The 16990-nt window shown below is 72.0% G+C and carries 17 protein-coding genes; 12 read left to right on the top strand and 5 right to left on the bottom strand.

The features are described 5' to 3' along the window. The first annotated feature begins 110 nt into the window (after positions 1–110). Entirely contained in the window at positions 111–1577 is a 1467-nt protein-coding gene (locus ACLQ2S_RS12555; RefSeq protein WP_155220293.1) for a polysaccharide biosynthesis tyrosine autokinase, read from the top strand. Here the strand turns inward: ACLQ2S_RS12555 and ACLQ2S_RS12550 are convergent. After that, positions 1558–2112, bottom strand: a complete 555-nt coding sequence (locus ACLQ2S_RS12550) for a low molecular weight phosphatase family protein (protein ID WP_155220295.1) — start codon at positions 2110–2112, stop codon at positions 1558–1560. The genes ACLQ2S_RS12555 and ACLQ2S_RS12550 overlap by 20 nt on opposite strands. 162 nt (positions 2113–2274) lie before the next feature. On the opposite strand from ACLQ2S_RS12550, the gene ACLQ2S_RS12545 reads away from it, so the two are divergent. From ACLQ2S_RS12545 to ACLQ2S_RS12535, 3 genes are all read left to right on the top strand, one after another. Then, positions 2275–3522 (top strand): glycosyltransferase family 4 protein, encoded by a 1248-nt coding sequence (locus ACLQ2S_RS12545; RefSeq protein WP_309223572.1) that lies wholly within the window; start codon positions 2275–2277, stop codon positions 3520–3522. An 80-nt stretch (positions 3523–3602) separates the two neighbouring features. After that, a complete protein-coding gene (locus ACLQ2S_RS12540) occupies positions 3603–5387 on the top strand; it encodes a DUF4012 domain-containing protein (RefSeq protein WP_425701719.1) in 1785 nt (594 codons plus the stop codon). A 13-nt stretch (positions 5388–5400) separates the two neighbouring features. Further along, positions 5401–6027 carry a hypothetical protein gene (locus ACLQ2S_RS12535; RefSeq protein ID WP_425701718.1) on the top strand — a complete coding sequence of 209 codons (627 nt, stop codon included), beginning with the start codon at positions 5401–5403 and terminating at the stop codon, positions 6025–6027. Between the two features lie 85 nt (positions 6028–6112). Here the strand turns inward: ACLQ2S_RS12535 and gdhA are convergent, their stop codons facing one another. Beyond that, a complete protein-coding gene (gene gdhA, locus ACLQ2S_RS12530; RefSeq protein ID WP_425701717.1) occupies positions 6113–7450 on the bottom strand; it encodes an NADP-specific glutamate dehydrogenase in 1338 nt (445 codons plus the stop codon). A 302-nt stretch (positions 7451–7752) separates the two neighbouring features. On the opposite strand from gdhA, the gene ACLQ2S_RS12525 reads away from it, so the two are divergent. Beyond that, positions 7753–8703, top strand: a complete 951-nt coding sequence (locus tag ACLQ2S_RS12525) for a pirin family protein (protein ID WP_155220417.1) — start codon at positions 7753–7755, stop codon at positions 8701–8703. 320 nt (positions 8704–9023) lie between these two features. Here the strand turns inward: ACLQ2S_RS12525 and ACLQ2S_RS12520 are convergent, their stop codons facing one another. After that, the gene (locus ACLQ2S_RS12520) at positions 9024–9296 is read right to left on the bottom strand and encodes a DUF2795 domain-containing protein (RefSeq protein WP_155220303.1); all 273 of its coding nucleotides are present in this window, start codon (positions 9294–9296) and stop codon (positions 9024–9026) included. A 155-nt stretch (positions 9297–9451) separates the two neighbouring features. Here ACLQ2S_RS12520 and ACLQ2S_RS12515 point away from each other — a divergent pair, with 155 nt between their 5' ends. Beyond that, positions 9452–9865, top strand: a complete 414-nt coding sequence (locus tag ACLQ2S_RS12515; protein WP_155220306.1) for a DUF2267 domain-containing protein — start codon at positions 9452–9454, stop codon at positions 9863–9865. Here ACLQ2S_RS12515 and ACLQ2S_RS12510 read toward each other — a convergent pair. Then, positions 9858–11024 (bottom strand): CaiB/BaiF CoA transferase family protein, encoded by a 1167-nt coding sequence (locus ACLQ2S_RS12510; RefSeq protein WP_309223575.1) that lies wholly within the window; start codon positions 11022–11024, stop codon positions 9858–9860. The two genes, ACLQ2S_RS12515 and ACLQ2S_RS12510, sit on opposite strands and share 8 nt — an antisense overlap. Before the next feature lie 244 nt (positions 11025–11268). Here ACLQ2S_RS12510 and ACLQ2S_RS12505 point away from each other — a divergent pair, with 244 nt between their 5' ends. From ACLQ2S_RS12505 to ACLQ2S_RS12485, 5 genes are all read left to right on the top strand, one after another. After that, complete coding sequence (locus ACLQ2S_RS12505; protein ID WP_155220310.1) at positions 11269–12282, top strand: TerC/Alx family metal homeostasis membrane protein; 1014 nt, start codon at positions 11269–11271, stop codon at positions 12280–12282. Positions 12283–12358: 76 nt separating this feature from the next. Further along, on the top strand, positions 12359–12958 hold the full coding sequence (locus ACLQ2S_RS12500; RefSeq protein WP_425701716.1) for a sulfite oxidase-like oxidoreductase: 600 nt from the start codon (positions 12359–12361) through the stop codon (positions 12956–12958). Then, positions 12955–13689: a ferredoxin reductase gene (locus tag ACLQ2S_RS12495; RefSeq protein WP_425701715.1), complete on the top strand. Its 735-nt coding sequence runs from the start codon at positions 12955–12957 to the stop codon at positions 13687–13689. The genes ACLQ2S_RS12500 and ACLQ2S_RS12495 overlap by 4 nt, the downstream gene beginning before the upstream one ends. 12 nt (positions 13690–13701) lie before the next feature. Then, entirely contained in the window at positions 13702–13983 is a 282-nt protein-coding gene (locus tag ACLQ2S_RS12490; protein ID WP_155220314.1) for a DUF6510 family protein, read from the top strand. An 80-nt stretch (positions 13984–14063) separates the two neighbouring features. Beyond that, positions 14064–15365 carry an NAD(P)/FAD-dependent oxidoreductase gene (locus ACLQ2S_RS12485; RefSeq protein WP_155220316.1) on the top strand — a complete coding sequence of 434 codons (1302 nt, stop codon included), beginning with the start codon at positions 14064–14066 and terminating at the stop codon, positions 15363–15365. Positions 15366–15454: 89 nt separating this feature from the next. Here the strand turns inward: ACLQ2S_RS12485 and ACLQ2S_RS12480 are convergent, their stop codons facing one another. Beyond that, positions 15455–16435 carry a DUF2267 domain-containing protein gene (locus ACLQ2S_RS12480; protein WP_425701714.1) on the bottom strand — a complete coding sequence of 327 codons (981 nt, stop codon included), beginning with the start codon at positions 16433–16435 and terminating at the stop codon, positions 15455–15457. Between the two features lie 214 nt (positions 16436–16649). Between ACLQ2S_RS12480 and ACLQ2S_RS12475 the strand changes: the two genes are divergently transcribed. Beyond that, positions 16650–16952 carry a hypothetical protein gene (locus ACLQ2S_RS12475; protein WP_155220320.1) on the top strand — a complete coding sequence of 101 codons (303 nt, stop codon included), beginning with the start codon at positions 16650–16652 and terminating at the stop codon, positions 16950–16952. Positions 16953–16990: the final 38 nt, after the last annotated feature.

Below are 16990 nucleotides of genomic sequence, written 5' to 3'. Positions count from 1 at the left end.
TCCGGACATAAGCCGCATGAGCCGCTTTAATGGTTTCACGAGATTGAGTCGACCTTGGGGGTTTTCGTGAAGTTCTTTGGCGTTACCGGCCCGGTACGGAGGCCCGCCTGATGGACCTGTACCGCCAACTACGCCTGGTACGCCGGCACTGGTGGATCGTCCTGGTCACCTTCATGGTGGCGCTGGGCGTCACCGCGCTGGTCACCGTGCGGGCCCAGCCGCGCTACGTCGCCTCGGTGACCTTCTTCGTCACCACGCCGAGCCAGGGCGTCACCGACGCCTACCAGGGTGGGCTCTTCCTCCAGCAACGGGTGAAGTCCTACGCGGAACTGCTGACCAGCGACCGGCTGGCCCAGGCGGCGGTGGCCGACAACCAGCTCGGGCTGACCGCCGAGGAGATCCAACGCCGGGTCAGCACCTCCACCGAGACCGGCACCGTGCTGCTGCGGGCGTCGGTGACCGACACCGACCAGACCCGGGCGTTGCGGGTGACCGAGGCGCTCTCGGCGAAGTTCGTCGAGCTGGTGCAGAAGGTCGAGACGCGACCGGACGGCAGCCCCGGGCCGATCAAGATCGAGGTGGTGAGCGGTCCACGGGTGACCCCGACGCCGGTGTCGCCGCAGCCGGTCCGCAACACCATGATCGGTGCCCTGCTCGGCCTGCTGGCCGGCGTCGGTCTGGCGATCCTGCGGGGCATGGCCGACGTGCGGTTGCGCGACGCGGCCGGCCTGCAACGGGTGACCGGCAGCCCGCTGCTCGGTGAGATCCCGATCGACGCCAGTGCCCGCTCGGCTCCGTTGATCGTCGGTGACGCCACCACCTCGGCACGGGCCGAGGCGGTCCGCAAGCTCAGGACGAACCTGCGTTTCGTCGACGTGCACGAGCCGGCCCGGGTCATCGCGGTGACCAGCGCCCTCCAGGGCGAGGGCAAGACCACGCTGTCGTGCAACCTGGCGATCGCCCTGGCCGAGGCGGGCTGGCGGGTGCTGCTGGTCGACGCCGACCTGCGCCGCCCGAAGGTGGGCGACTACCTGGGCATCGACCAGGGGGTCGGGCTGACCGACGTGCTCGTCGGCGACGTGCAGGTGGGCGACGTGGTCCAGCGTTGGGGAGACAAGTCGCTGCTCGTCCTGCCCAGCGGTTCAGCCCCGCCCAACCCCAGCGAGCTGCTCGGGTCGAAGGCGATGTCCGACCTACTGCTGGCCCTGCGCGAGTCCGCGGACATCGTGATCATCGACACCGCGCCGCTGCTCGCGGTCACCGACGGCGTGGTGGTCGCGGTGCAGGCCGACGGTGCGCTGCTGGTCACCCAGCAGGGGCGTACCTCGCGGGCCCAGGTGGCCGCTGCCGCGCGGGCGCTGCACTCGGTCTCGGTGCGGTTGCTCGGCTGTGTGCTCAACATGGCCCGGGTACCCAAGACCGAGGCGTACCAGTACGAGGCCTACCGGGTGGTGGCAGCCGCCACCGGTGCCCAGTCGGTCCCGACCGACGCGAGCCGGACCGGCCGGCACGCCGAGCGGGCCCGCGCCGGCGAGGTGAGCGACCACACCCAGGAACTCACCCGGCTGTCCCGATGAGCGTCGCCAGAGGGCGCAGCGCCCGCTCGATCTCCTCCGCGCAGCGTCGGAAGTCCTCTGGGGTGCCCCCGACCGGGTCTCGTAGGTCGTCGTCGTCCCCGGGGGCGGGCTGCAACCGCCCCCGGGCCAGGGCGGCGGCGGCCACCGCGGCCCGCACCGGATCGTCCTGCTCGTCCGGCGGTGGTTCGGCCGCCGTCGCGAGCCGGCCGAACTGGCGCAGGGTGAACGTCCGGTGCAGCGCCGCCGGCGCCAGCGCGGTGCAGATCGAGCGCTGGCGCCGGGTGGCGGTCAACACCAGCACCGCGTCGGTGAGGTGTTCTGGCAGCAGCCGCCGGCTGCGGAACGACGTCGGATCGTCGCCGGTCTCCGCGGCGATCGCCGCCGCGTACGGATGCATCGCCAGCCCCTCGACGGCGTCGGTGCCGGCGCTGGCCACCGTCACCGGCGCTCCGGCGAGCAGGCTACGCGCGCGGAACTCGGCCATCGGCGACCGGCACAGGTTCGCGTGGCAGACGAACAACAACCCGCTGAGCATGTGGAACCCCCTGGACGACGCGGTCGCGGGCGGCGGCGCCGCGACGAAGGGCGGTCGCCGACGGCGTCCGACCCGTGAGGGGTTGTCGAGATCGTACGCAGTAGTCGCCGCCACGGTCCCGGGCGGCACGCCGAACCACTGGTCGGGGACGGGGGTGTCCCGGTGCGAATCGGGATCCTGACGTTCCACTTTCCGCCCGAGCCCGCGTTCATCCCCGGCAGCCTCGCCGAGGAGTTGGCCGCGCGGGGCCACGAGGTACGGGTGCTCACCGGCTTCCCCGACTATCCGGGCGGGCACATCTACCCCGGCTGGCGGCAACGCTGGCACCACGAGACCCGCAGCCGGGGGCTGACCGTGCGTCGGGTGCCCCGGTACAGCGCCGCCGACGCGACCGTACGTGCCCGGATGGCCTCCTGGCTCTCCTTCGCCGGCAGCGCGGCGCTGGTCGGTCGCCGGTTCCTGGCGGGTGTCGACGTGCTGTACGTGCACCAGCCGCCGGCCGCCGCGTTCGCCTCGGCGGCCCTGCTGCGGCTGCTCGGCCCGGTGCCGCTGGTGTTGCACGTGCCGGACGTCTGGGCCGAGCAGGTTCCCGACTCCGCCGACGACGGCCGGTGGGCGGAGCGGGTGCGGTCGGCCATGGTGCGTACCTACCGGGCCGCCGGTCGGATCGCGGTGACCGCACCCTCCCTGCGGGACACGCTGGTGGCCGACGGGGTCGACCCGGAGCGGATCCGGGTGGTGCTGAACTGGACCGACGAACGGATCTTCCGCCCGGCGTCGGCCAGCCCGGCCGCACGCCGGCTGGTCCGCCGCGACGAGCGGTGTGTGGTGATGCACGCCGGCACCATCGGGGCACGGCAGGGACTGGACACGGCGGTACGGGCGGCGGCGACGCTGGGTGACACGGTGGACCTGGTCCTGGTCGGCTCGGGCCCCGACGAGCGACGGGTGCGCGGGCTCGCCGCCGAGCTGCGCGCCGACAACGTCCGGTTCGTGGACCGGCGGTCCCCGCTGGACATGCCCGAGCTGTACGCCGCCGCGGACTACCAACTGGTGACGGTGCGCGATCTGCCGCAGCTGCGTGGCAGCGTGCCGGACAAGCTCCAGGCCGCCCTGTCCTGTGGCGCACCGGTGGTCGCCTCGGCCGGCGGGGACACCGCGCTGCTGGTCGAGCGGGCTCGGGCCGGTCTGTCCTGTCCGCCCGAGGACTGGGCCAGCCTGGCCGACCGGTTCTGGCTGGCGGCGCAGATTCCCGCGCCGACGCGGGTCGAGATGGGGCGACGGGGCCGGGAGGCGTACCTGCGGGACATGTCGCTGCCGTCGGGTGTGGACCGGATCGAAGGGCTGTTACGGGAGGTCGCCGCGACCGGACGTGACGCAAATGGTGAACGAACCTTTCATAACGCCTGATGTCGTTATTACCGCACCAATTTGTCCGTTAGGTGTTAAGAACAATGTGGTCTTCTGTCCGTTTTCGGAAGAGGTGAGATGTGACGGAGAGCGAAAGCCCTCGACGGCGGCGTAGCCGTTCCCGCCGTCGCCGGCGCGCGCGGCTGCGTCGCATCCTGCTGACCACGTTGGTGGTCGGCTCGCTGCTGCTGGGTCTCGGTGGCTGGGTCGGTTTCCGAGGCTGGCAGGCCCGCGCCCACCTGGTCAACGCCGCCGGCCTCGCCGGTGAGTTGAGCGCCCACCTGGTCGGTGGCGACACCGCCCGCGCCCAGCGGACCCTCGCCGCGTTGCAGGAGCAGGCCGGTGCGGCGCGCCGGGCCACCGGCGACCCCGGCTGGTGGCTGGGCCGGCAGACCCCGATCGCCGGGGCGAACCTCACCGCGATCCGGCAGATCGCCATCGCCATCGACGACCTGGCCCGCCAGGCGTTCCCCGCGCTGCTCCGGGTCGACCTCGGCGGACTGGTGCCGCAGGAGGGTCGGCTGGACCTGACCGGCCTGCGCGCCGTCGCCGACGAGCTGGTCGCGGTGCACGACACGGTGCAGCAGACCCGCACGCGGCTGGTCGAGGTCCCGGACGACCGCCTGGTCGGGCAGGTTCGGCAGGCGTTGGCGGACCTGCGCGGCGAGATCGACCGGCTGGCCGCGATGACCTCGGCGGCGAACAAGGCCAGCAAACTGCTGCCGCCGCTGCTCGGCGTCGACGGGGCGCGCACGTACCTGCTGGTGTCGCAGAACTCCGCCGAGCTGCGCGCGACCGGCGGCATGTTCGGCGCGTACGCCGTCATCGAGGCCAACAAGGGTCGGGTGAAGATGGGTGCCCAGGGCAGCAGCTCGAGCTTCGGCCGGTTCACCGATCCGCTGAAGGTTCCCGCCGAGGTACGTGCCCTGTGGGGGGAACTGCCCGGCATCTACCCGGCGGACGTCAACCTCAGTCCGCACTTCCCGACGGCCGCGTCGCTGTACCGGGAGATGTACCGCCGGCACAGCGGGGAGACGGTCGACGGCGTCCTGGCCGTCGATCCGGTGGTGCTGTCGTACCTGCTGAAGGCGACCGGCCCGGTGCGGACGCCGGGTGGGGTGGCGCTGAGTGCCGAGAACGCGGTCCAGACCCTGCTCAGCGACGCCTACCAGCGGATGAGTCCGAAGGAGCAGGACACCTTCTTCGCGGCGGCGGCGGCCGCGGTGTTCGACACCCTCTTCGCGAGGAACGTGCACCCGAATGGGTTGTTGTCCGCATTTGACCGCTCTATACGGGAACGTCGGATACTGTTCTGGAGTGCCCGACCGGAGGAACAGCGGACGTTCGACGACAGTCGGATGGCCGGGACGCTTCCGGAGAAGGACACCGTGCCGACGGTCGGCGTGTTCCTCAACGACGGCAGCGGCGCGAAGCTCGGCTACTACCTGCGACAGTCCGCTGACCTCACGGTCGGTGACTGTCACGCCGACGGCCGTCGGGAGCTGAACCTGCGGGTGACGCTCCGGTCCACCGCACCGGCCTCGGGGCTCAGCGAGTCGGTTCTCGGCCTCGGCCGGGCCGGGGATCCCTACACCGCCCGGACACTCGTGTCGGTGTACGCCCCGACCGGCGGGGCGGTGCTCGACACCCGTCTCGACGGTGCCGAGACCTCGGTGGGCAACGGCACCGAGCGGCGACGTCAGGTCGCCGTCGTGAACGTCGAGATCGGACCGGGCGGGACTCGCACGTTGGAGATCTCGCTGCTGACCGGGAAGACGGAGAGCGGGACGGCTGAGCTGTGGCTGACCCCGACCGCCACCCCATGGACCACCCATGTTGTTACCGCACCAAGCTGTTCTCAGTAGGAGGGAACGAACCATGCGGCTTTCCCGCATCATCATGGCGCTCACGGTCGGTCTGGCCGTGGTGGCCGTGCCGACCGCGGCGGGGGCGGCCCAGCCGCAGCCGACGCCATCTGTCGACGGTACGCCCCAGCCACCGCCCTATCCGCCGGTGCTCGCCTCGCTGACGGTGAACCGACCCACCATCTTCCTCGGTGAGACGGTCATCCTGACGGGCCGCAACTTCGGGCCTAACGAGACGGTGGACATCGTCGTCTCGGTGACGCCGTTGGCCGCACCGGCCGCCGGTACGGCGCGTCGCAGCGACGGCAGCACGGTCGCGATGACGCCCGTGGCCTTCCAGGCCAGCGCGCCGTTGAGCTTCACCGCTCGGACGAACGCGCAGGGTGTCTTCACCCGGCGGTACACGCCGTCGGTGACGGGCCTGCTCACCTTCACCGCCACCGGCCGGGAGTCCGGGCGTACCGCCACGAGCGAGCTGCGGGTGCTGCACAAGAAGAAGCCGCACCTGCCGGTCACCGGCAGCAGCCTCGACACGCCGATGAAGGTCGGCGGCGGGCTGGTCGCCGCCGGTGCCGTCCTGCTGCTCGGCACGCTCGCCTGGCGGCGGCGGAACCGCTTCGGTGCGGGTGGCGCCAACTGATCCACCATTCCGGGCAGGGCCCGGAGAAGACAGGTACCGGTGCCCGCCGCTCGGCGACGGGCACCGGTACCTGTCTGTCCAGCCCCTACACCAGGCCGTGCGCCAGCATCGCCTCGGCGACCCGGCGGAAGCCGCTGATGTTCGCGCCCGCCACGTAGTCGCCCGGCAGGCCGTACTCCTCCGCGGTGGCCCAGCAGCGGGCGTGAATGTCCCGCATCGTCTCCTGCAACCGCCGTTCCGACTCCGCGAACGTCCACGACTGGCGGCTGGCGTTCTGCTGCATCTCCAGAGCACTGACCGCCACACCACCGGCGTTGGCCGCCTTGCCGGGCGCGAACCGCACGCCGGCCCGCCCGAGGATGCGTACCGCCTCGGGCGTGGTCGGCATGTTCGCCCCCTCCACCACCGCGGTGCAACCCCCGGCGACCAACTGGGCGGCCTCCGCGCCACCGATCTCGTTCTGGGTCGCGCAGGGCAGGGCCAGGTCGCACGGCACCTCCCAGGGGGTCCGGCCGGGGACGCTCACCGCGTGCGGGACCTCGGCCACGTAGTCGGCGAGCCGGCCGCGTCGCTGTTCCTTCAGCTCCCGCAACACGTCGAGGTTGACGCCTTTCTCGTCGAGCAGGTAACCAGTGGAGTCGGAACACGCCACCACCCTGCCGCCGAGCTGGTGGACCTTCTCGATCGCGTAGATGGCCACGTTGCCGGAGCCGGAGACCACCACCCGCCTGCCGTCGAGGCCGTCCCCGGTCTGCCGCAGCATCTCCTCGGCGAAGAACACCGCGCCGTACCCGGTGGCCTCGGTGCGTACCTGCGCGCCGCCGTAGGCCAGGCCCTTGCCGGTCAGGACACCCGACTCGTACCGGTTGGTGATCCGTTTGTACTGGCCGAACAGGTAGCCGATCTCCCGGCCGCCCACCCCGATGTCGCCGGCCGGCACGTCGGTGTGCTCGCCGATGTGCCGGTACAGCTCGATCATGAAGCTCTGGCAGAAGCGCATCACCTCCCGGTCCGAGCGGCCCTTGGGATCGAAGTCCGCGCCGCCCTTGCCGGCGCCGATCGCGAGCCCGGTCAGCGCGTTCTTGAAGATCTGCTCGAAGCCGAGGAACTTGACGATGCCCAGGTACACCGAGGGGTGGAAGCGGAGGCCACCCTTGAACGGGCCGAGAGCGCTGTTGAACTCGACCCGGAAACCCCGGTTGACCTGGATCCGACCCCGGTCGTCCTCCCAGGGCACCCGGAAGATGACCTGTCGTTCCGGTTCGCAGATCCGTTCGATGATCTGGGCCTCGGCGTACTCCGGGTGCCGGGCCAGCGCCGGTCCGATGCTCTCCAGCACCTCCCGTACGGCCTGGTGGAACTCGGGCTCGCCCGGATTGCGGGCGACCACGCTCGCGAACACCGACTCGACTGTCTCCGGCATCACCGACACGTCCTTTCCGGTTCAGGGCCGGCGCCGTTGCCGGACCCTGGCGACGACCTGCGTCGACCCCCCCGGAACACGGTTCCCCACCTTGTTCCGGTTCATCGCGCCCGGGTGGACCAACGTGCAGTCGAATCCGGCGTCGGGTCCGGTGGCCCGTGGTGCCGTCTGCTCTCACGTGGCCGTCGAAGGGATGCCGATGGCCGGATCGGTGCAGAACGGACAGGGCCGGGTCGGCTCGCCGACCGGCGGGCGGGTGCCCGGAGCGGGCGTAGAGTCGAGCCGTGGAGCGTGCCGAGACGATGCCTGCCGAGACCCGTCCGCCAGGTGTGGCGACCGCCGACCCGGGCAGTGTGCTGTTGCCCGGTCACGACGTGCCGCTGGGCCGCTACACCACGGTGCGCCGGTTGCTGCCGCAGCGCACCCGCCGGATGGTCGGCGCGTGGTGCTTCGTCGACCATTTCGGACCCGACGACGTGGCCGAACGCCCCGGCATGGAGGTGCCCCCGCACCCGCACACCGGTCTGCAGACCGTGACCTGGCTGCTCGACGGCGAGATCCTGCACCGGGACAGCCTCGGCAACAAGCAGCCGATCCGCCCCGGTCAGCTCAACGTGATGACTTCGGGCCACGGCATCGCCCACTCCGAACGCTCACCGGCGGCGCACCCACCCCTGATGCACGGGGTGCAGCTGTGGGTGGCGTTGCCGGACGAGGCCCGTGGCGGTGCGCCCGACTTCGTCCACCACGCGGAGTTGCCCCGGTGGCGCGATGCGGACCTGGACGTCACCCTGCTGGTCGGGGAACTCGCCGGGGAACGCTCACCGGCCCAGGTGTACACCCCGTTGCTCGGCGCCCAACTGGAACTCGTCGCCACCGAGGCCGGGCTGCCGCTGCGGCCCGACTTCGAGTACGCGTTGTTGGCCCTCGACGGCACCGGCGAGGTCGACGGCCTGCCGCTGACCCCCGGGACGCTGCTCTGGCTCGGCACCGGGCGGGAGGCGCTGCGGCTGCGCGGCACGCCCGGCAGCCGGTTGATGCTGCTCGGCGGCGCGCCCTTCGAGGAGCCGCTGGTGATGTGGTGGAACTTCGTCGGCCGTGACCACGAGGAGATCGTCGCCGCCCGGGAGGACTGGATGGCCGGACGGCGGTTCGGAGTGGTCGCCAACGACCCGGACCCACCGCTGCCCGCACCGGCCCTGCCCACCGTCCGGCTCAAGGCCCGTGACCGCACCGGCGGCTTCCACGACTAGCGCCTGCGTACCGGCCCTGGCCGGTGCCCTGACGGGGTCGCGCCGGAGGAGGTTCGGACGCCCGAGGCGGCGGATGAAACCGTTCGACGGCACCCACTGTCCGTTCGGCTGATGGCGTGCGGTAAACTCGCCGCAGTAACAGCAGTCGCCCGGTGCGGGTGGCTGTCGCCGCCTGGTGGTCGCGACCCGGTTCGGGCGTTCCGCCGCCAGGGCAGGCGGTTACGCAGGGGCGCCCCCGGCTGCGGTTCGTGGTTGGGGCGCCCCCCTGCATCGGCCCCCCGGGTGCGCCCGCCCGATCCGACGGGCCGGCCCGGTACGGCTCAGATGCCACGCAGATGCTGTGACACCCGTTGGTGACGCTTGTCGCGTGCCTGGGCGGCGCGCTGCGAATCGGTGATCCCGTCAGCCGCGTCGATGCCGGCCGAACGGGCCACCTGGTTGCCGTTGGCGTAATCCACCGGAGGCAGCGCGCGTAGGGCCTGCAACACGTCTGGCGGGGCCCCTTCGCGTTCGGCCTCGCGTACCACCTCGTCCTTGCCCGCGGGGTAGTCCAGGCTGGACAGGTATTGCAGGACGTCGGCGTAACTCGCCATGGTGTCGGCTCCTCCCGGCTTCGATCCGGCCACGACCGGGCGCGGATACCCGACCCGGGGCCGCTCACGCACTCGGGTCCGGTGGGAAAAACCGCCGGCGGCCGCCGTTTTCCCCGCAGGTCGGGTGGGTAAGCGCCGGCCGGAGGGGATGGCCGATGAACTACGACACCTTCGTCGACCAGGTCGCCCAGCGCGCCGGGACGTCGTCGTCGCGGGCGGTGGAGCTGATCCGGGCGACGCTGGAGACGCTGGCCGAGCGGCTGACCGGTGGCGAGGTGCTCGACCTGGCCGTACAACTGCCCGCCCCGCTGCGGCTGCCGCTGCGTCCCACACCGGACACCGAGGCGGCACAGCGGTTCGGCGCGGCCGAGTTCGTCGCCCGGGTGGCCCTGCGCGCCGGGATCGAGGAGCGGGCCGCCCGGGACGCGGCCCGTGCGGTCTTCATCACGCTGCGGGAGGCGGTGACCGGCGGAGAGTTCGACGAGTTGGTGGTCCAGCTGCCCCGCGACTACCGCGACATGGTCGAGCCCGCCCTGGCGCCCGGGGCGACACTGCGCCGCGCTACCTGACCGCCGCCGTCGCCCGGAGCCGGGTGATCCGGTCCTGGTCGAAGCCGATCTCGGCGAGGATCTCGTCGGTGTGCTCGCCCGGCCACGGGGGTGGCCGGCGGATCGCGGTCGGGGTGGCGGAGAACCGAGGCGCCGGCGCCGGCTGGACGACGCCGTCGCGGAGCACGAAGGTCTCCCGGGCGGCCAGGTGCGGGTGCTCCGGTGCCTCCCGCCAGTCCAGCACCGGCGCGACGCAGGCGTCGGAGGTGGTGAGCAGCGCCGCCCACTCGTCGCGGGTCCGGGTGCGGAACAGGCGCGCCCAGGCCGCCCGCAACGCCGGCCAGTTCGCCGGGTCGGTCCGGTCGACCGGCTCGTCCGGGGGGAGCGGGAACCCGGTGAGCCGGACCAGTTCGTCGTAGAAGCGCGGCTCCAACGCGCCCACGGCGAGGTAGCGCCCGTCGGCGCACTCGTAGGTGTCGTAGAACGGGGCGCCCCCGTCGAGCAGGTTGACCCCGCGCGGTTCCTGCCACATGCCGAGCTGGCGCAGCGCGTGGATCTGGGTGCTGAGCACGGCGACACCGTCCACGATGGCGGCGTCGACGACCTGGCCGGTGGCCCCGCCGCGCACCGCGTACAGCGCGGAGACGACACCCAGCGCGAGCATCATGCCGCCGCCACCGAAGTCGCCGAGCAGGTTCATCGGTGGCACCGGCGGCTCACCGGCGCGGCCGATGCCGTGCAACGCGCCGGTCAGCGCCAGGTAGTCGATGTCGTGCCCGGCGTACGGGGCGTTCGGGCCGTCCTGACCCCATCCGGTCATCCGGCCGTAGACCAGCGCCGGGTTGACCGCGTGGCAGTCGGCCGGGCCGACACCGAGCCGCTCGGTGACCCCGGGCCGGAACCCCTCGATGAGGGCGTCGGCGCCGCCGACCAGGGCCAGCACCACCTCGCGCCCCTCGGCCGACTTCAGGTCCACCCCGATCGAGCGGCGTCCCCGGTTGAGCAGGTCGGGGTGCGGGGTGCCGAAGGCGCTGGTGTCCACCTCGGTGGCCCGGTCGACCCGGATCACGTCGGCTCCCAGGTCGGCCAGCATCATGGCGGCGAACGGCCCCGGTCCGATCCCGGCCAGCTCCACCACGCGTACGCCGGCCAGCGGGCCGGTCGGCAGGTCTGCGCTCACCCGGTCACGATAGGCGCTTGCCGTGGTGCTGCTTTCCGGGGCTGTGACCTGCGGCATCCGGTACCGCGACGCCCCGCATGGCGGGCGGGATCGGGCTGCCCTAACCTTGTCACCACGAGGGGAGTACTTCCTACGAACCATGCCGGTCAGTACGGCGCGCCCGGAGCGTGCCTCGGGTGGTTGCCCACGAAATCGTGGGTGAAGGAGACCTCGAACATGACACGGTGTTCGAGGAGGCCCCCCTATGTCCGATTTGTCGCTCGCGGCTGGTCTGCAGACCATCGGCACGCCCTCGCTCTGGGCGATCACCCTCGCCGGGGTCGTCGCCCTGCTGGTGCTCGACTTCGTGGTCACGCGTCGCCCGCACGAGGTGTCACTCAAGGAAGCGCTGGGCTGGTCGGCCTTCTACATAGCCCTGCCGCTGGCCTTCGGCGCCTGGGTCTGGTCCCAGTACGGGCGGCAGGAGGGCATCGACTACCTCGCGGGTTATCTCGTCGAGAAGTCGCTGTCGGTCGACAACCTCTTCGTCTTCATGCTGCTGCTGGCGGCCTTCGCGGTGCCGTCCGTGCTGGCCCAACGGGTGCTGCTGTTCGGCATCACCGGAGCGTTGGTGCTGCGCGGCATCTTCATCGCCCTCGGCGCGGCAGCCCTGCAGACCCTGGACTTCGCCTTCCTGATCTTCGCGCTGATCCTGCTGTTCACCGCCGCAAAGCTGCTCCGCGACGCGTTCACCGGACACGAGCAGTCGGTGGACATCGGCACCATGCGTTCGGTGCGTCTGCTGCGCCGCTTCATGCCGGTGGTCAACGAGTACCACGGCACCAAGATGACGGTGCGGGTCGACGGGCGGCGGGCGCTCACCCCGCTCGCGCTGGTGGTGGTGGCGGTGCTCGCCACCGACGTGGTCTTCGCCGTCGACTCGGTGCCGGCCGTGTACGGCATCACCGAGGACCCGTACCTCGTCTTCGCCACCAACGCCTTCGCCCTGCTCGGCCTGCGGGCGCTGTACTTCGTGCTGCACGCGGCGCTGAGCCGCCTGGTCCACCTCACCTACGGTCTGGCGATCATCCTGGCCTTCATCGGCGTCAAGCTCGGTCTGCACTGGGCGCACGGCATCTGGGAGGGCGTGCCGTTGATCCCTACCGAGATCTCCCTCGGGGTCATCGTCGTGGTGCTGACCGTGGTCACCATCACCAGCCTGCGGGCGACCCGCAACGTGGTGCCGGGCTCCAAAGAGGTCGTCACCGAGCGGAAGTGAGTCCTCCGGACCGCACGGGCCGCCCGGGTGGGTCGAACCGACCCGGGCCCGGTGATCGCCGTGGTAGGACTGAGCGGTGGGTATCGTCACGCCGGGCTTCACGGGTCGACCCCGCGCCGAGGCACCGGATCTGCCTCCCGGCCAGTATCTGACGCCGGACTTCCCGGTGCTCTCCGCCGGCCCGACCCCACGGGTGCCACGTGACCAGTGGGAGTTCGTGATCAGCACCGAGACGGGTACGGAGCACCGGTGGAGCTGGGACGAGATGATGGCGCTGCCGCAGCAGACACCGACCGTCGACATCCACTGCGTCACCCGCTGGTCGAAGCTCGGCACCACCTGGCGGGGCGTCTGCCTGGACACGCTGCTCGACGGCGTGGACACCGCCGCCGACTACGCCCTGGCCCACTCCTACGGCGGCTACACCACCAACCTGCCGTTGGCGGACCTGCGCGACGGGCAGGCCTGGTTGGTGCACACCTACGACGGCGAGGACCTGCCGGCCGAGCACGGTGGGCCGGCCCGCCTGCTCGTACCCCACCTCTACTTCTGGAAGTCCGCCAAGTGGGTGCGCGGCCTCCGCCTCACCGTCGAGGACACCCCCGGCTTCTGGGAGACCGCCGGCTACCACGACTACGGCGACCCGTGGCGTGAGCAGCGGTACCAGGGCGATTGAGCGGTCGGACGAGCTGGCGCGCGGCCCGGTTGGTGGACCACCGGGCCGAGACGCCGACCGCGCGGACCCTGGTGCTGGAGGTGCCGGGCTGGCCGACCCACCTGCCCGGCCAGCACGTCGACATCCGGCTCACCGCGCCGGACGGCTACCAGGCCGCCCGGTCGTACTCGCTGGCCGACTCCGCCGACGGCGACCGGATCGAGGTGTGCGTCCAGCGGGTGACCGACGGCGAGGTGTCGCCGTTCCTGGTCGACGACTACCGCGTGGGTGACCCGGTCGAGGTACGCGGGCCGATCGGCGGCTGGTTCGTCTGGCGGCCTCAGCAGACCGAGCCGGTGCTGCTCGTCGCCGGTGGATCGGGGGTGGTGCCGCTGATGGCCATGATCAGGGCACGTCGGGCGGCCGGGAGCCGGGTTCCGTTCCGGCTGATCTACTCCGTACGCACCCCCGACGACGCCTTATACCCCGACGAACTGCGGCGACGGGTACGCGACGACGCCGGGCTCGACGTGGCGTACGCCTACACCCGGCGGACGCCCGACGGGTGGCGCGGCGAACCCCACCGGCTCGGCCTCGCCGACGTCAACACGCACGGCTGGCCGCCGGAGCTGGAGCCGTCGGTGTACGTGTGCGGACCGACAGGGTTCGTGGAGGCCGTCTCCGACCTGCTCGTCGGCCTGGGCCACCCGGCGCGCCGGATCCGCACCGAACGCTTCGGCCCGACCGGCTGAGAGGAGACGCGGATGACCGCGCTGCCCTATGTGGACGGCAACATGCTCGACGGCCCGTTGGGGGAGGTGTTCGCGGTCGACCTGAGCACCGCCACCGGCCGATGCGCCCACTGCGGCACCCCCGGCCCGATGGCGGCGCTGCGGGTCTACCCGTACGCGCCCGGCCTGGTGGGTCGCTGCCCGACCTGCCTCGAGGTGATGCTACGGCTGGTCCGTGCCCCGGACCGGGCCTGGCTGGACCTGCGCGGAGCCACCGTCCTTGAGTTCCCGATGCCGCTCGACCGGCCACGCTGACGGTAGGCCGCTCGGGGCCCACGGCCCGATCGACTGGGCGGACGACGTTTGTCGGCACGTACGGCGGGAACCGGGCCGAAATGACGAAGCCTCGTGTGGTGATCGTGGGGGCCGGGTTCGCCGGGTACCACGCGGCGAAGACGTTGAGTCGGCTGGCCCGCGGCCGAGCCGAGATCGTCCTGCTGAACTCGACCGACTATTTCCTGTACCTACCGCTGCTGCCGGAGGTGGCGGCCGGGGTGGTGGAGCCGGGCCGGATCGCGGTGCCGCTGGCCGGCACGCTGGACGGCGTACGGGTGGTCATCGGTGAGGCGGACAGCGTCGATTTGCAGAACCGGTGGGTCGGCTTCACCCAGCCGGAGGGCGAGCGCAACCGGCTGGCGTACGACCGGCTGGTCCTGGCCGTCGGCAGCGTGAACAAGCTGCTGCCGATCCCCGGCGTGACCGAGTACGCCCACGGCTTCCGTGGCCTGCCCGAGGCGCTCTACCTGCACGACCACGTGGTCCGGCAGATCGAGTTGGCCGAGCAGGCCGAGGATCCGGCCGAGCAGCAGGCACGAGCCACGTTCGTGGTGGTCGGAGCCGGCTACACCGGCACCGAGGTGGCCGCGCACGGCATCCTGTTCACCGACGAACTCGCCGCCCAGCGCCCCCATCTCAAGGTCCGACCCCGGTGGATGCTGCTGGACGTCGCCCCCCGGGTGCTACCGGAGCTGGACCGTCGGATGTCGGTCACCGCGGACCGGGTGTTGCGTCGCCGTGGGGTGGACGTGCGGATGGGCACCTCGGTCGCGGTCGCCACCTCCGACGGGGTCAAGCTCACCGACGGCGAGTACGTGCCCACCTGTTCGCTGGTCTGGTGCGTGGGCGTACGACCTGACCCGTTCGTGGCGGAACTGGGTCTGCGGACCGAGAAGGGACGGCTGGTCGTCGACGAGTACCTCAACGTCCCCGGGTTCCCCGAGGTCTACGCCTGCGGTGACGCCGCCGCGGTGCCCGATCTGACCCGCCCCGGCGAGATCTGCACCATGACGGCCCAGCACGCGCAGCGGCAGGGCAAGCTGGCCGCGCACAACATCGCCGCCTCGTACGGGCAGGGACGTCGTCGGCCGTACAAGCACCACGACCTCGGTTGGGTGGTGGACCTCGGCGGCAAGCAGGCGGCGGCGAACCCGCTGAAGGTGCCGCTGTCCGGCCTGCCCGCCAAGGCGGTGACCCGTGGCTACCACCTGCTCGCGATGCCCGGCAACCGGGCCCGGGTGAGTGCCGACTGGGTCCTCGACGCGGCGTTGCCCCGGTCGGCGGCACAACTCGGACTGATCTCCGCTGCCGCCGTACCGCTGGAGAGCTCGTCACCCGAGATGCCGGCGCGGGTCCACTGACCTCGGGTGGCCCCTCGCCCGCGTCGGCACGCGGGTTCGTGCGGTCGTGGGCGCCGCGCCCACGACCGCACGAGCGACGTCACGCCGACTCAGCCGGCGGCCATTCCGGCGCCCGCCTCGTCGACGGCGTCATCGACCGCGTGTGCCAGGTCGATGTCGCTCGCGGTCACCGCCCCGGCGTTGCCGGAGGTCACGGTCAGCACCGCGGTGGTCGGGTCGGCCCGGCCGATCCGTGGCCCGCGCCCCAACTGCTGGCGGAGCAGGTCGAGCCGGTCCAGGACCCGGTCGAGGTTGCTCGGCGGCAGCTCCAGGGTGCGCGACAGCGCGTTGCCGTCACCGGACCAGTAGGGCAGGTCGGCCAGGGCGGCACGCAGCTCGGCCGCCGACAACGGCGGGGTCGAACCGACCACGCCGACGACGCCGCCACCGGCCGGCGGTGGCTCCAGCAGCTCCCGCAGCTCGTCCGGTACGTGCAGCGACTCGATCAGGTCACCGTCGTGCTCGGCGAGTGCGGCGAGCGTCGCCTGGGCCTGATAGCGGGCCTGCTCCGGGGTGCGACCACTGATCCGGGCCACCTCGGACAGGAAGCCACCCAGATCCTGGTGCCGCTCGATGCCGTCCACCGGGACCACGTCGTGCAGTGTGGTGGGGACGGCCTCCAGCAGCCGACGACGTTCGCCGTCCTGGAGGGCCCAGGCCAGGACGAGCACCGTCGACTCGACCCCGACCTTGGCGGTGCGGAAGTCGACGCCGGAACGGCGGACGACGTCCTCGACCAGGTCGCGGTAGCCCACCGTGGTGATGCCCGGCGCCGACAGACCCGGCTCTGGAAGGGGCCGGGGCGCCTGCGGGACCCCGGCGGGCGGAGGAGCGGGGCCGCCGCGAGTGGTGTCCGGTTTGTGGCGGGCACCGGCCGGCGCGGGGCCGGCTCGCCGGCTCTGGTCGAGGTGGGTGAGCTGCTTGGACGCGCTCAGGCTGGCCCCGGTGTCGGCGGCTCGCATACCACGTTCCCGGGCCTGCCGGGCCAGGGCCCGACGGCGCTGGTTGTCACCCTCCATCTGTTTACGCATGGCGTACCTCGCTTCCGTTGGTGTCGGCCGCTTCGTCGATGGCCTTCCCGGCCGCCGCCGGGGCGAAACGGCCGGGGCGCAGCGGGCAGGGTGGCCCTCGGCCGGTGTCGGCCGGGCTTCATCCCGCCCGGGTGAGGGTCCGTCACCCGGGCGGGGCCGACGATCGTGGTGGCCGGAGATCTTCCGAGAGACCCGGCGGAAGGGCAGGTCCGTGATGAAGCGGATAGTCGAGATCGTCCCTGCTCGACCCGGTTGGTACTCCCGGTGGCAGGTGGAGCCCGAGCGCACCCGCTGCTACCCGGTGAGCCTGTGGGCGCTGGTGGAGGAGAGCGACGGTGGGGGTCGCGAGGTGATCGGGGTGGACTGCGTCGGTCAGTGGCCCGGAGCACCGGACGACGGGACGGATGCCGAGTTCGTCCGCTATCTGTTCAGAACTCCCGATTCGGGCCCGCCGGAGGACGCGGAGCCGACCACCGAGCCCCACCGCGTGGGTCCGTACCCGGTCCCGGCCCCCTGAGCCACCCTCCGGCCCCCGACCCCTGGTCCCAGGGTCGG

Origin of the sequence: Micromonospora sp. DT48, from assembly GCF_049844495.1 — a bacterium.
GTDB lineage: Bacteria > Actinomycetota > Actinomycetes > Mycobacteriales > Micromonosporaceae > Micromonospora.
This window is presented reverse-complemented; position numbering and strand designations above follow the sequence as displayed.